Raw genomic sequence first — 14,228 nt, forward strand, 5'->3', positions numbered from 1 at the left:
TCCGGGGTCCATTCGCGCCGGCGCCGGAATGATGGATCCCGGATCAAGTCCGGGATGACGAAGGAAGTCGGCCTCGCGCCCTAATCGAGCATGGCGCGCCAGGCGCGCGATATATGTTCGCGGTCGCCCGCGACGATACAGGCGGCGAGACCCTGCGCATCAGCCAGCGCAAGCGCCGCCTGCGGCCCCAGCACGGTGAGCGCGGTCGCCCAGCCGTCGGCCATCATGCATTGACGGTGCAGCACGGTGACCGACGTCACGCCGTTGACGATCGGGCGTCCGGTCCGGGGATCGAAACTGTGCGAATAGCGTGTCCCGCCCACGTCGAAGCCGCGCCGGTAGCTGCCCGACGTCGCGACCGACAAATCGTGCAGCGCGATGCGCCAGGGCGGGATCGACGAGGCGGGCGGCATTTCGACATCGACCCACCATGGCTGGCCGTCGGGACGCAAGCCTTCGCCGCGCAATTCGCCGCCCACCTCGATCAGGAAATGCCGCACGCCGATATCGCGCAGCCATTCGGCGGCAAGATCGACGCCATAGCCCTTGGCGATGCCCGACAGGTCGAGCGCGCCCCCCTCGCCGCGCCGCAGGCGCTGTGTCGCCGCATCATATTCGATCGCGCGGTCGGCCGCGACATCCACGTTGGCGGGTATATGATCGACGGGACCCGAGGGGCCGAAACCCCATGCATCGGTCAGCCGGCCCATCGCCGGATCGAACGCGCCGTCGCTGGCGCGCGCGATCTCGAGCGCTGCCGCGACGACATGCGCGAATTCGCCGGGCACATCGTGCCAGGCGCCGGGCCGGGCGCGGTTGAAACGCGACAGGTCCGATCCGCTTTCCCACTGGCTCATCTGCGCGACGACAAGGTCGAACGCGGCCTCGACCCCGTGAATGGTCGCCGCAGGCGGGGACACCGCCTGCAGCGACCAATTGGTCCCCATCGTCTCGCCGGCAAAGCTTTCGATGGCCGCCGCCGCGTCGCGCGCCGCGAATGCCGCGGGCGTCAACGCGCGAGGGATGAGGATGCGGTCGGTCAGGGCGCCAGCACTTCCAGCGTCGTGACATAGCTCGCGCGGCGCTGCGGCGCCGGCGGCGTCGCGGGCTCGGGGGCGCCCTCTTCGCGTTCGGTCTGCGGCGTCGTCACGTTCAGCCAGTACAGGCCGGGCTCGGTCCAGTTGACCTCGACCTTGCCGTCGGCGCCGGTCTTGAGGTCCATCTGGCCGAGCTGGTCGCGATAGCGGATGCCGCCCGGGATCACCGTGACCGGCAGGCCTGCCGCGGGTTTGCCATCGAGCAGGAACTGGAACGTCGCCGCTTCACCCGCGATCAGGTCGTTCGGATGCGTCACCGGAACCAGCTCGATCCCCTTGCCCGTCGGCTTGAACAACGTCGTCGTCGGTTCGCCGACGGTGACGAAAATCTCGTTGCGGTTGTTCAATTCGGCGGTCTTCACATTGGTCGCGCCGGCGGGAATACGCTCGGCGAGGTTCGCGGTCGTCGTACCGCGCGGCAGGCGTTCGGTCTTGCCGTTCAGATCATAGCTGCCCATCACGCCGTCGACGACCGAGGCGATGCGCCAGGTGCCCTTTTGCGTCAGATGGACGTCGAACGTGCTGCGATAACGCCCCGTCGCCTTGTTCTCGATCGCCGCTTCGCTGCCGTCGGGCGCCCATGCCTTCATCGCGTCGAGGCGGAGCGGCTGATGTTCGAAATAGAATAGATCGTTCGATACCGCGGCATCGACAGTGACCCAGACATCGTCGCCCGACAGGACGGTCGACGAGGGCATCATCCACTGACGGTGCGCCGACGCCGGAACGGCAACCAGCGCGGCCAGTGCGGCGGTCGCGGCGAAACCCCAAATTCGCTTCTTCATATCCCTGTCCTTTCAGCTTTTAGCGGAAGGCGACCGAAACGGCGCCCAGTTCAGTCGTCCCGGCGGCTCGCCCGCCTGCCCCGGCCTTTGCCGGCCAGGTGAAGGGGATGCGCAGCAGTTCGCGGCCGCCGACTTCGCGCGCTGCCTCGATCACCAGCGTGTACTGGCCGGGGGCCGCGGCGCCGAGCTGCGCGCGGGTGAAGGAGATCTTGTGCGCGCCGGGCGCACGCGTCGCACCGGTGATGCCGTTCGCGGGGAAGGTCATCGAACGGCCCGCGGCGCGCCACCACTGGCGGACGTCGCGAAGCCACTTCGTGCCCTCGTTCGCCTTCATGTCATAATCGTACCAGACGGCGACGGTCTTTGCCGGCGCACCGGCCTTTTCGACCCAGATCGCGACATAGGGCTTGTGATATTCGGCGACCTTCAGCCGCGGAATGTTGATCGTGACATCCATCGTGCCGGGGTTGGCGGCAAAGGCTGGCGCGCCGAGCACCGCGCCGAGGCCGATCGTACCGCCAAGGATGCGTGCCGGGGTGGAAAGCTGCATGGACTGGACTCCCTAATGAATGAAGATGACCGCGATCGCGGCGGGAATGGCGAGCCCCAGCCCGACGAGCGGCCAGGTGCTCTTGCGCTTGGCCGAGTGAAGCTGGAGGAGGAACAGGCCCGTGATCGCGAAAACGAGGCAGGCGAAGGAGAAGATGTCGATGAACAGGCTCCACTCGCCGCCCGAATTGCGGCCCTTGTGAAGATCGTTGAGATAGGAAATCCAGCCGCGGCTGGTGATCTCGCTCGACGCTTCGCCCGTCGCAAGGTCGATCGCGACCCATGCGTCGCCGCCGGGGCGCGGCGCGGGCAGATAGACTTCGTCGGCGGACCACTCGGCCTCGGCGGACGCCTTGACGGGAAAGCTCGCCTCGACCCACTTCGCCACGGCGGGCGGCAACGGCGCCTTTTCGGCGTCGGGCACTGCTGCCTTCAGCCGCGCCAGCATTGCGGGCGGCATCTGTGCCGACCCTTGCGTGACGACGGGCGATCCCTCGATATCGGCGGCATGGTTGAGCGTGAAACCGGTGATCGCGAACAGCAGCAGGCCGATCAGGCTGACGGCCGAGCTCATCCAGTGCCACATGTGCAGCTGTTTCAGCCAAAAGGCTTTCCGGCTCTTTTTTGTCGCCGGGCGCGAGGGTGTCGGTGCGTGCATCGGGGGCTTTGAGTCAATTGCGATGCAGCGGCATTATCGAGAACGATTCGCAATTACAATATCAATCGGGCAATTTCGCCCTACCCCGTCAGCGACGCCTCCGACCGGAGGATACGCGCGACATAGCCGAGGAAGCGGCCGGCGAGGCTTTGCCCTTCGGCATCGATCCGCACCTTACCCGCAACCGGCTGCATCGGGCCGGCGCCGCGCGCGGCGAGCAGCCGGATGCGGTAGAGCGCCTCGTGCGGCTTCAGCGCCTTCGACGGATCCTCGTCTACCGCGATCGGGCCGCCCTGCGTCGAGGCGAGGATCGGCTGGTCCATCCACTGGACCGCGCTTGCGGATCGTTCGACCAGCTTGGCGGGGCGCGAGCCCATGAGCGGATCGTTCGGGATGAAGCGTGCAAGCGCGCCATCGGCGACGCGGCCGATATCGTCCTCGGCGATGAAGGCCTGCACGTCGTAGCTGTCGGGTGTGACGATGCGCGCGACGGTTTCGGCGCCGCCGAGCCAGCGGCCGGGATGGATCTCGCTGCCAAGGTCGGCGACCACGCCGGCGAAGGGCGCGCGGAGCTGCAGGCGCGCCTGACGGCGTTCGAAGCCCTGCAGCGCGGTGCGTTCGGTGGCGAGCTGGCGCTCGATCACGGCGCGATCGGAGAGATCCTTTTCATCGGCGCCGCCGCGGTCGAGCTGCGCCTGAAGCTGCGCGATCCGTACCTTGCTTTCTGCGGCCGCGCTGACGAGGTCGGGGGCGCTGAGTTCGACCAGCACCGCGCCCGCCTTCACGCGGTCGCCGTTGCGGACGAGCACCCGCTCGACGCGCGCCGGATCGCCGGCGACGATCGGGGCAGCGCCGATCGGCGTCAGCACGCCCGGCGCGGTGACGTGGCGATCGAGCGGCAGCGCGGCGAGCAGCAGGAGGAAGCCCCCGCCGCCGAGCAGGATCCGCCCGCGCCGGGAGCCGAGGATCGTGCCGCGACGCTGCTTCCATTCCTTGAGCTCGGCGAGGATCGGGCGCAGCACGAACACCCCCATCTCGACGATGAACAGGATGATGCCGAGCAGCTTGAAGAACATGTGATAGACGAGCAGCGCGATGCCGATGAACAGCACGAGCCGGTAGAGCCATGTCCCCCAGGCGTAGAGGATGAGGGTGCGGCGCAGCTGGGTCGGCATGGTTTCGGGCACCGGCTCGCCGAGCGCGAACAATAGCTCGCGCAGCCGCCAGCGCCCGAGCGCGAAGGCGCGCGGCTGGAGGTTGGGTACGCCGAGCATGTCCGAGAGGATATAATAGCCGTCGAAGCGCATGAACGGGTTGAGGTTGATCGCGAGGCTCAGCACCCAGCTGCTCGTCGCGGTGACGAAGGCGACGCTGCGCAGGCTGCCCTCGGGCAACACAACCCAGAGCATCGTCGCGATGCTCGCGAGCATCAGTTCGGCGCCGACCCCCGCGCAATCGATCGCGAGACGCTGCCGGCGCGAGGTCAGCCGCCAGGCCGCGGTCGTGTCGGTGTAGAGGACGGGCATCATGACGAGGAAGCTGACCCCCATCGTCGGCACCCGGCATCCGAAGCGCGTCGCGGTATAGGCATGGCCAAGCTCGTGGATGACCTTCACCACCGACAGGCCGATGCCGTAGGCGATCAACCCTTCCCAGCTGAAGAAATAGAGGAAGGACGCCATGAAAGCGTCCCACTGGCGCGACACGAGGATGAGCCCGGTGGCGGCGAGCAGCGCGAAACCCCATAGCACGAGCGGCGACCACAGCGGCGCGACGCGCGGCAGCGTGCGTTCGAGAAAGGCCGCGGGGCGGACGAGCGGGATGCGGAAGAAGAGGTAATTGTCGACCATCCACTTCCACCACGCCTTGCGCTGCGCGGCGCGCGCAGTGGTGAAGGTGGCGACGGTGTCGCGCATCGGCGCGATGGTGAGGTTGTTCGCGAGCGAGAATTCGACGACGCGCCCGACCGCCTCGCCGGCTTCCTCGGGGTCGAGGCCATCGGCCGCCAGCCGGTCGCGAATGCCGTCGAGCGCCCCGTTCGCCCAGGCGGAGAATATCGTGAATTCGATGCGCCCCAATTGGAAGAAGGCGTGCTTGATCGGGTCGAAAAGCGTCCAGCTCGGCGCGCCGGTGACCAGCGGCGCGCCGGGTTCGATGCGCAGTTCCTGCCGGAGCGGCGGGATGCTGACCGACGCGGGCGCCGCCGCCGCGGTCACAGGCCGAGATACTGGCGCAGGCTCGCGATCGGGCGCCTGAGCAGCGCGTAGCCGAGCGGGGCCCAGCGGCCGTACACCTTGGCGGTCCCGCGCGATCCGATCCGCGGCGTCTTGCCCAGCGGTTTTGCCGTGACGGTGAAGGCGAGGACGCCGTTCGCCGTCTGGCGCGACTGGTAGCTGACATTTTGCAGCCGCGCGTCGATCGCCCACAGCGGCTGCGCGTCGAGCCAGACGCGCACCTGATTGCCGGGCGCGAGTTCCATCTGCTCCTTGGTCGGCAGGTCGATGCGCAGCTCGACCTCCTTCGGGTCGACGATCTGGAGGACGGGATCGCCGACATTGACCGCGCGGCCTTCCCAGTCGCGACGATCGCTGTAGAGTGCGACCCCTGCCCGCGGCGCGACGATATGCGACCGCGCCAGCAGGTCGCGCGCATAGGCGTAATCGGCCTCCGCCACCTCGAGTTCGGCGCGCATGATCGTGATGTCGCGCGTTTCGTCGCCGGGCTCGAACGCGGCGCTCGTCGAGCGCTCGACGCGCGCGCGCGCGACTTCGAGCTTCTCGGCCGCCTGTTCGAGCTCGTTGCGGACCTTGGTATCGTCCAGCGTGAGCACGGGCTGTCCGGCCTTGACCGCCGCGTTGGGCGCGACCTCGATCCGTTCGATCACGCCCGAAAAGGGCGCGGCGACGACGAAGGGGCGCGCGGAAACCACTTCGACGGGGGCGAGCGCGGTCATCTGCACCGGGAAAAGCGCGATGCCGGCAAGCAGGACGGCGAGTCCGCGGCGCTCGCGTTTGCCGAATTTCCTGATCCGCCGGACCGGAACGCCGCCCGCCAGCGCCCGCCATGCATGGCCCGCCGTCTCGCCGATACGCTCCAGCCGGACGATCTCGCCCTCGCGCATCGGTTCGGCGCGCGCCACGATCAGGCCCCCGAATGCCGTGCCCTTCGCATCGAGCAAAGGTTGCCACCGCCACGCCGTGAACGGATAGTCGACGATCGCCGGATCGGCGTGGACGGCATGGGCATCGAAATCGCGCGGCTGGTCGATCGACGTGCCCGCCCCCAGCGCCGCCACCGTCTGCTCGACCGCACGGATCAGCGGCGCGTTGCGATCGACGGTCGCGAGGCTCGACGCCGCGATAACCTGAAACCCCTCGCCTATCCGCGCATGGCGCAGGACGAACATCTGGTCATATGCGATGATCCGCCGCGTTTCGTTGGCGATATGATAGACCAGTTCGGCAACCGTGGGCCAGCGGCGCAATTCGGCTTCGAACTGCAGCAAGGCGGCAAGGCTTCCCTGATCGGGCGGGATCGCGCGATGGATCTGGGGCGTTGGCCGGGGTTCAGGACTGCTTGTCATTCGCGGCCTTGGCGGGCGCCGCCGGGGCGGCAGCCGTCGCTTCGGGGAACCGCGCCGACCCGCTCATCCCCGGCAGGACGAGGCCCGACTGTTCGGTGATGTCGGCGGTGACGCGGATCGTCTTGCTGACGGCATCGACCGCCGCGCCGAAACGCGTGACGACGCCGCCCGCTTCCTGGCCGGTCTCGTCGATCGTGAAACGGAAGGGCGTCCCTGGCTTGAGCCAGGTCAGCCAGCGGCTCGGGACGATCAGCTCGATCTCGAGATTCCCGCCGCTCTGGATCTTGAGCAGCGGCTGGCCGCTGGCGGCGACTTCGCGCGCATGCGCAATCTCTTCGACCACCGTTCCCGCGAAGGGCGCGTAGACCGCGCAATCGCTGAGCTGCGCCGACACCGCGGCGGCTTCGGCGACAGCCTTGTTGAGATTGGCCTGCGAAACCGCGACCTCATTCTTGCCCACCGCCTCATATTGATCGAGTTCGGCGTTCGTTTCGTATGTCTTGCGATAGGCGGCGGCCGCGGCGTTCGCCGCGTTGAGCTGCGCCCGCGTCTGCGAGCAGTCGAAGCTCGCAAGCAAGGCGCCCTTGCCGAAGGATTTGCCTTCGCCATAGGGCATCGACGTGATCCGCGCGGTGATGCGCGAGGCGATCGTCGCCTCCTGCTTGGCCTTGACGATGCCGCGTGCCTCGCCCACCGGGTCGGCTTGCTTCGCGACCGGCTTGGGCGTCGCCGCGACACGTTCGGCCGCCGGCTGGACCGACCCGCGGTCGTCGGACCATTGCACCGACCGGTCGAGCGCGCCGCTTTGCGAAACGGCGAACAGGACAGCCGCGAGGATTCCCAGTCCGCCCGCGATATAGACCCAGCGTTTCCCGCCTTCGTTCGTTTCGGGCTGTTCGTTGTCGTTGTTCATGCCTTTACCCGTCAATCTAGCCTGAGCGCCGTTTCACGGTCCTGCCACAGCCGCTTGAGCGATGCCGAGAGTGTCGCGACATCCTCCTTCCCGCTGACATCGGGGCCGAAGTCGTCGATCCCCATCGAGCCGAAAAGATTGGCGTAGGCGTTCTGCGCCGCCGCATAGGCGATGTCGTATTTCACTTCGCTGACGAGGGTGTTCATCTCCTCGCGCAGCAGCGTCTGCTGGCTGATCGCGCCCGCCTTATGCCCCGACCGGATCTGGTACATGATCTTGTCCTGCACCCGGTACTGATGGTCGGCGGACTGCAGTTCCTGCGACAGGTGGCCGAAGCGCGCGCGCGACACATTGACCTGCGTGATCACCGCCATGGTCAGGGCAAGCTCCCGCTGTTCGAGCAGTTCCTGCTGCGCCTTCACCGCCTTTTTCTGTGCCGGCAGCTTGAACAGGTTGAGCACGTTCCAGCTCGCCCGCGCCCCGACGTTCAGCCAGTCGTTGTTGTAAAGGAAATCGTTCGAATCATAGTTGAGCCCCACGACCGCCTTGAGGTTCGGCAGCGCGCGGAGGAGCACGGCGTCGAGCTCCTTCTCGGTCATCCGCTGACGATAGGTCACCTCGCGCAGTTCGGAGCGGTTGCGCAGCGCGGTCATCATCATGTCTTCGCCGCTGAGCCGCATTTCCGGCAGCTTTTGCGCGCGGTCGGGGAGGACGAGCGTGAATTCCGTCCCCGGTTTCAGGTTCATGAGCGCGGCGAGCTGCGCCTTCGCGATCACGAGTTCGCGCTGGAGCTGGCGGATCTGGATCTGGATGTCGACCAGTTCGCGCTGGTAGGTGAGCGCGGTGAGCGGCGCTGACAGCCGGCGTTCGGCCAGCCGTTCCGAATTGCCGAGCGTCGTCGTTACCGACGTTTCGAGTTCGCCGAGCTTCTTGAGCAGCCGTTCGGCGCTGACCGCGCGCCAATAGGATGTCCGGACGTCCTCGATGATGCGGTTGGCGACCTTGCGCCGCGCCTCCATCGAAATCAGCACCTCGTCGGCCTTTTGCTGCGCACGAACATAGGACAGGCCGAAATCGAGCACGTCCCAGCTGAGCCCGAGGTCGGCCGTGAAGACATTCTTTTCCGACGAAGTCGACGGTTCGAGCGACTGGCGCCCCGACAGAAGCGAGAGCGAGCTGGCGCCCGAATAATTGCTGCGTCCGGCATAGCCCGAACTCGCGACGAGTTGCGGCAGCATGTCGAAGCGCGCCGAGTCCAGTTCGCGCCCCTTGAGCGCTTCCTGTGCCATCTCGACCTTGTAATCGAGGTTATATTTGAGCGCGCGCGCCATCGCCTCATAGAGGTCGATCGGCCCACCGACGGGTTCCTGATCGGCATCGACCGCCTGGATATTGCGTTCGGCCGTGGTGGCGATTTCGCTCGGCGTCAGCGGTTTCGGCGTGACGGTGCATCCGGCCAGCAAGACCGCTGTGGACATTCCGCCAAGGAGAAATTTGCTATTCATCGTTGCTCCCACCTCAAACTACCAACGAAGTACTCAACACGAACGGGACTGAAGTCTGTTCCATCTAACCGTCGAATGCCCCCAGAAGCAGGGCCGTTTCGGACGAACTCGACGCGCCGGCACTCGCCATGACCGCACCCAGCGGCGCCGCGGCGCCGACCTCGCGCCGAGCGACGGGGGCATCGAGCTGGATCTCGCCCGTCGCGCCCTGGATGAGCACCGGCACCTCGATACGGCTTCCGTCGGCGCGGATGCCGATCGCGATGAGGCGCAGTTCGTCGGCGTCGGCCGGGCGTTCGATGATCGCGAGCCCGCGCGCGTCGAAGCGGATCCAGTCGGGAAGCGGCCTGCCGTCGCGCGTCCGCAGCTGATATTCGACGATCGGGGGCGTATCGGCCTCCCCTTCGTCGCGCAGCTCGAGATAGATCACATGGCCGCGAACGATCGATTCCATCACCAACTGGTGATCGGCGCTGCCGACGGTGCGCACCGAAAAGCCTTCGGGCCGCTGGATGTCGGTCGCGTCGAAGCGGTTTTCGAACAGGCGGTCGACGTCGGACCGGAACGGCGCGAACCGGTCGAGATAATGGACGACGGCGTTGATCGGATGCGACACGTCGGTGAGCGACCGCGTACCGTTGAGCGGGTCGATGTCGTTGACCGCGGTCAGCAGCGGCGGCGCCGAACCGAAGATCGGCGTGCCGCCCAGCGAACGCACGCCATTGACGGCATCGAGGACGACCAGCGGCGCGCGATACTCACCGGGTTCGGCGGGGCGCAGCGGTTCGACCTCATCGCCGAAGGGATCGCCCCCGTCGAGCAGCGCATTCATGTCGACCCCGGCATTGACCACCGTCACGACGAGTTGCGACACGGTTTCGCCGCCGCGGCCGTCGGACACGGTATAGCTGATCGTAGCCGTTCCGGTGAAGCCCGCGGGCGGCAGGAAGGTGATCGTGCCGTCGGGATTGATCGTCACGCTGCCGACCGACGCGCTCGCGGCAATCACCGTCAGCGGATCGCCATCGGCATCGCTGGCGTTGGCCAGCACGGGGACGGTCACCGGCGCATCCTGCGGCGCGGTGACATTTTCGTCGCCGTCGATCGGTGCGACGTTCGCCGGAAGCACCGTCACCGGAATGACGACGACAACCGTGCCGCCATTGCCGTCGCTGACCGTGACGGCGAAGCTGTCGCTTCCTACAAAGCCCGGTTCCGGCGTGAAGACATAGCTGCCGTCGGGGTTCAGCGTGACACTGCCGTGCGTCGGTGCCGTCGTGACCGCATAGGTCAGCGGGTCGCCATCGACGTCGGTGGCGGTGACCTGCCCCCCAACCGGCCGATCGGCGGTCGTCGACGCCGGCGGCGCCGACGCAACCGGCGCGTCGTTGACGGGCGTGACGGTGACCGGGATCGTCACCAGCACAGTGCCGCCGTTGCCGTCGCTCACGGTGACGGTGAAGCTGTCGGCGCCGTTGAAGTTCGCGTTCGGTGTGTAGGTGTAACTGCCGTCGGGATTGACCGTGACGACGCCATTCACGGGCGGCGTCGTGACGGCGTAGGTCAGCGGATCGCCGTCGGCGTCCGACGCGGTGACTTGGCCATTCACCGGCGTATCCTCGGCGGTCGTCGCGGGCGGTGCCGAGGCGGCGGGGACGTCGTTGACCGGCGTGACGGTGACGGGGACGACGACGAGCGTGGTACCGCCATTGCCGTCGTTCACCGTCACGGTGAAGCTGTCGGCACCGTTGAAATTCGCGTCGGGGGTATAGGTGTAACTGCCGTCGGGATTCAGCATCACGCTGCCATGCGTCGGCGCGGTGGTGACCGCATAGGTCAGCGGGTCGCCATCGGCGTCGGAGGCCGCAACCTGCCCGCTCACTGGCGTGTCCTCGGGCGTTGTCGCCGGCGGGGCCGAAGCGACCGGCGCGTCGTTCACCGGCGTGACGGTCACCGGGATGGTGACGAGCGCCGTACCGCCATTGCCGTCGCTGACCGTCACGGTGAAACTGTCGGCGCCGTTGAAGTTGGCGTTCGGCGTGTAGGTGTAACTGCCGTCGGGATTGATCGTGACAATGCCGTTCGTGGGCGGCGTCGTCACGGCATAGGTCAGCGGATCGCCGTCGGCGTCGGACGCGGTGATCTGGCCGCCGACGGGCGTATCCTCGGCAGTCGTTGCGGGCGGGGCCGAGGCGACGGGGACGTCGTTGACCGCGGTGACGGTGACGGGGATGACGACGAGCGTGGTACCGCCATTGCCGTCGCTCACCGCGACCGTGAAGCTGTCCGCACCGTTAAAGCCCGCGTTCGGCGTGTAGGTGTAGCTGCCGTCAGGGTTGACCGTAACGCTGCCGTGGGTCGGCGCGGTGGTGACGGCGTAGGCCAGCGGGTCGCCATCGGGGTCCGACGCGGCGATCTGGCCGCTCACCGGCGTATCTTCGGGCGTCGTCGCTGGCGGGGCCGAAGCGACCGGCGCGTCGTTCACCGGGGTCACCGTCACCGGGATCGTCACCAGAGCCGTACCGCCGTTGCCGTCGCTGACCGTCACGGTGAAACTGTCCGGCCCGTTGAAGTTGGCGTTCGGCGTGTAGGTGTAGCTGCCGTCGGGGTTGACCGTGACAACGCCGTTCGCCGGCGGCGTCGTCACCGCGTAAGTCAGCGGATCGCCGTCGGCATCGGACGCGGTGATCTGGCCGTTCACCGGCGTGTCTTCGGCGGTCGTCGCGGGCGGCGCGGAGGCGACCGGGACGTCGTTGACCGGGGTCACCGTCACGGGGATCGTCACCAGCACCGTGCCGCCGTTGCCATCGCTCACCGTCACGGTGAAACTGTCGGCACCGTTGAAGCCGGCATCGGGCGTATAGGTGTAGCTGCCGTCGGGATTGATCGTCACGACGCCGTGGGTCGGCGCGATGGATACGGCATAGGCCAACGGATCGCCGTCGGCGTCCGATGCGGCGATCTGACCGTTCACCGGCGTGTCTTCGGCCGTGGTCGCGGGCGGCGCCGCGGCGACCGGCGCGTCGTTGACCGGGATCACCGTCACCGGGATCGACACCAGCACGGTGCCGCCGTTGCCGTCGCTCACCGTCACGGTGAAGCTGTCGCCGCCGGTGAAGTTCGCGTTCGGCGTGTAGGTGTAGCTGCCGTCGGGATTGATCGTGACAACGCCGTTCGCCGGCGCCGTCGTCACCGTATAGCCGAGCGCGTCGCCATCGAGATCCGATGCGGCGATCTGGCCGCTCACCGGCGTATCTTCGGCCGTCGAAACGGGTGGCGCCGACGCGACCGGCGCGTCGTTGGCGGGGTTGACCGTCACCGGGATGGCAACCTGCACCGTCCCGCCATTGCCGTCGCTGACGGTCACGATGAAGCTGTCGCTGCCATTGAAATCGGCGTTCGGGGTGTAGGTATAGCTGCCGTCGGGATTGACCGTCACGACGCCGTTCGCGGGCGGCGTCGTCACCGCATAGGTCAGCGGGTCGCCGTTGGGGTCCGATGCGGCGATCTGGCCGCTGACCGGGACATCTTCCGCCGTCGACACCGGCGGCGCGGTCGCGACCGGCGCGTCGTTCACCGCTATAACGGTGACGGGGATCGTCACCTGCGCGGTGCCGCCGTTGCCGTCGCTCACCGTGACTGTGAAGCTGTCGTTTCCGGTGAAACCGGCGCCGGGCGTATAGGTGTAGCTGCCGTCCGGATTGATGACGATCGTTCCGTTGGCTGGCGGTGTTGTGACGGCATAGGTCAGCGGGTCGCGATCGACATCCGCGGCGACGATCTGGCTGGAAACCGGTACATCCCTGCCCGTCGTGATCGACAGCGCCGACGCGGTGGGCGCGTCGTTCACCGGCGTGACGGTGACCGGGATCGTGACCAGCACCGTGCCGCCGTTGCCGTCGCTCACCGTCACGGTGAAGCTGTCGGCACCGGTGAAATTGGCGTCGGGCGTGTAGCTGTAGCTGCCGTCGGGATTGACCGTCACGCTGCCATGCGTCGGCGCGATGGTGACGGCATAGGCCAGCGGATCGCCGTCGGGGTCCGACGCGGTGATCTGGCCGCTGACCGGCGTATCTTCGGGCGTCGTCGCTGGCGGGGCCGAGGCGACCGGGGCATCGTTCGCCGTCGTCACGGTGACGGGGATCGTCACCACCGCCGTACCGCCATTGCCGTCGCTGACCGTCACGGTGAAGCTGTCGGCACCGTTGAAATTCGCGTTCGGCGTGTAAGTATAGCTGCCGTCGGGGTTGACCGTCACGCTGCCGTTAGTCGGCGCGGTCGTGACCGCATAGCCAAGCATATCGCCGTCGAGGTCCGATGCGGCGATCTGGCCGCTGACCGGCGTGTCTTCGAGCGTCGAGACGGGCGGTGCCGATGCGACGGGGAGATCGTTGACCGGCGTGACCGTGACCGGGACCGTCACCAGCACCGTGCCGCCGTTGCCGTCGCTCACCGTCACGGTGAAGCTGTCGGCGCCGTTGAAATTGGCATCCGGCGTATAGGTGTAGCTGCCGTCGGGGTTGACCGTCACGCTGCCGTGCGTCGGCGCGGTCGTGACCGCATAGGTCAGCGGGTCGCCGTCGGCATCCGACGCCGAGATCTGTCCGCCGACCGGTGTGTCTTCCGGCGTCGTCGCGGGCGGCGCGGACGCGACCGGCGCGTCGTTCACCGCACCGACGCTGACCGGCACGGTGACCAGCACGGTGCCACCATTGCCGTCGCTCACCGTCACGGTGAAGCTGTCGTTGCCCGTGAAGTCGGCGTTCGGCGTGTAGGTATAGCTGCCGTCGGGGTTGAGTGTGACCGTGCCGTTCGCGGGCGCCGTCGTGACGGCGTAGGTCAGCGGATCGCCATCGGCATCCGAGGCCGTGACCTGACCGCTCACCGGCGTATCTTCCGGGGTCGAAACCGGCGGCGCCGAAGCGACCGGTACGTCATTCACCGGGGTGACCGTCACCGGGATCGTCACCAGCACCGTGCCGCCATTGCCATCGCTCACCGTCACGGTGAAGCTGTCGGCGCCGTTGAAGTTGGCGTTCGGCGTGTAGGTATAGCTGCCGTCGGGGTTGACCGTGACACTGCCGTTCGCCGGCGCGGTCGTGACCGCATAGGTCAGCGCGTCGCCATCGACGTCGGTG

Annotated in this window: 9 protein-coding genes; all 9 read right to left on the reverse strand. The window is 67.5% G+C overall.

Translation table 11 applies throughout. The annotated features are described in order from the left end of the window. Window positions 1-80: 80 nt before the first annotated feature. Window positions 81-1,013, reverse strand: coding sequence for an FAD:protein FMN transferase (locus VGU00_RS16360; protein ID WP_327470388.1), 933 nt, complete (start codon window positions 1,011-1,013; stop codon window positions 81-83). A 26-nt stretch (window positions 1,014-1,039) separates the two neighbouring features. Then, window positions 1,040-1,882, reverse strand: coding sequence for a DUF4198 domain-containing protein (locus tag VGU00_RS16365; protein WP_327470390.1), 843 nt, complete (start codon window positions 1,880-1,882; stop codon window positions 1,040-1,042). Window positions 1,883-1,901: 19 nt separating this feature from the next. Beyond that, window positions 1,902-2,432: a DUF2271 domain-containing protein gene (locus VGU00_RS16370; RefSeq protein WP_327470392.1), complete on the reverse strand. Its 531-nt coding sequence runs from the start codon at window positions 2,430-2,432 to the stop codon at window positions 1,902-1,904. A 12-nt stretch (window positions 2,433-2,444) separates the two neighbouring features. Continuing rightward, window positions 2,445-3,089, reverse strand: coding sequence for a PepSY-associated TM helix domain-containing protein (locus VGU00_RS16375; RefSeq protein ID WP_327470394.1), 645 nt, complete (start codon window positions 3,087-3,089; stop codon window positions 2,445-2,447). An 80-nt stretch (window positions 3,090-3,169) separates the two neighbouring features. After that, complete coding sequence (locus VGU00_RS16380; protein ID WP_327470396.1) at window positions 3,170-5,305, reverse strand: HlyD family efflux transporter periplasmic adaptor subunit; 2,136 nt, start codon at window positions 5,303-5,305, stop codon at window positions 3,170-3,172. After that, the gene (locus VGU00_RS16385) at window positions 5,302-6,672 is read right to left on the reverse strand and encodes an efflux RND transporter periplasmic adaptor subunit (RefSeq protein ID WP_327470398.1); all 1,371 of its coding nucleotides are present in this window, start codon (window positions 6,670-6,672) and stop codon (window positions 5,302-5,304) included. Before VGU00_RS16385 ends, VGU00_RS16380 begins: the two co-directional genes overlap by 4 nt. Further along, entirely contained in the window at window positions 6,656-7,585 is a 930-nt protein-coding gene (locus VGU00_RS16390; RefSeq protein WP_327470400.1) for an efflux RND transporter periplasmic adaptor subunit, read from the reverse strand. The genes VGU00_RS16385 and VGU00_RS16390 overlap by 17 nt, the downstream gene beginning before the upstream one ends. A gap of 11 nt (window positions 7,586-7,596) precedes the next feature. After that, window positions 7,597-9,090 (reverse strand): TolC family protein, encoded by a 1,494-nt coding sequence (locus VGU00_RS16395; protein ID WP_327470402.1) that lies wholly within the window; start codon window positions 9,088-9,090, stop codon window positions 7,597-7,599. A gap of 64 nt (window positions 9,091-9,154) precedes the next feature. Then, the coding region (locus tag VGU00_RS16400; protein ID WP_327470404.1) for a tandem-95 repeat protein at window positions 9,155-14,228 on the reverse strand (5,074 nt) is incomplete at its 5' end.

It is taken from the genome of Sphingopyxis sp. (assembly GCF_035944815.1).
Lineage (GTDB): Bacteria > Pseudomonadota > Alphaproteobacteria > Sphingomonadales > Sphingomonadaceae > Sphingopyxis.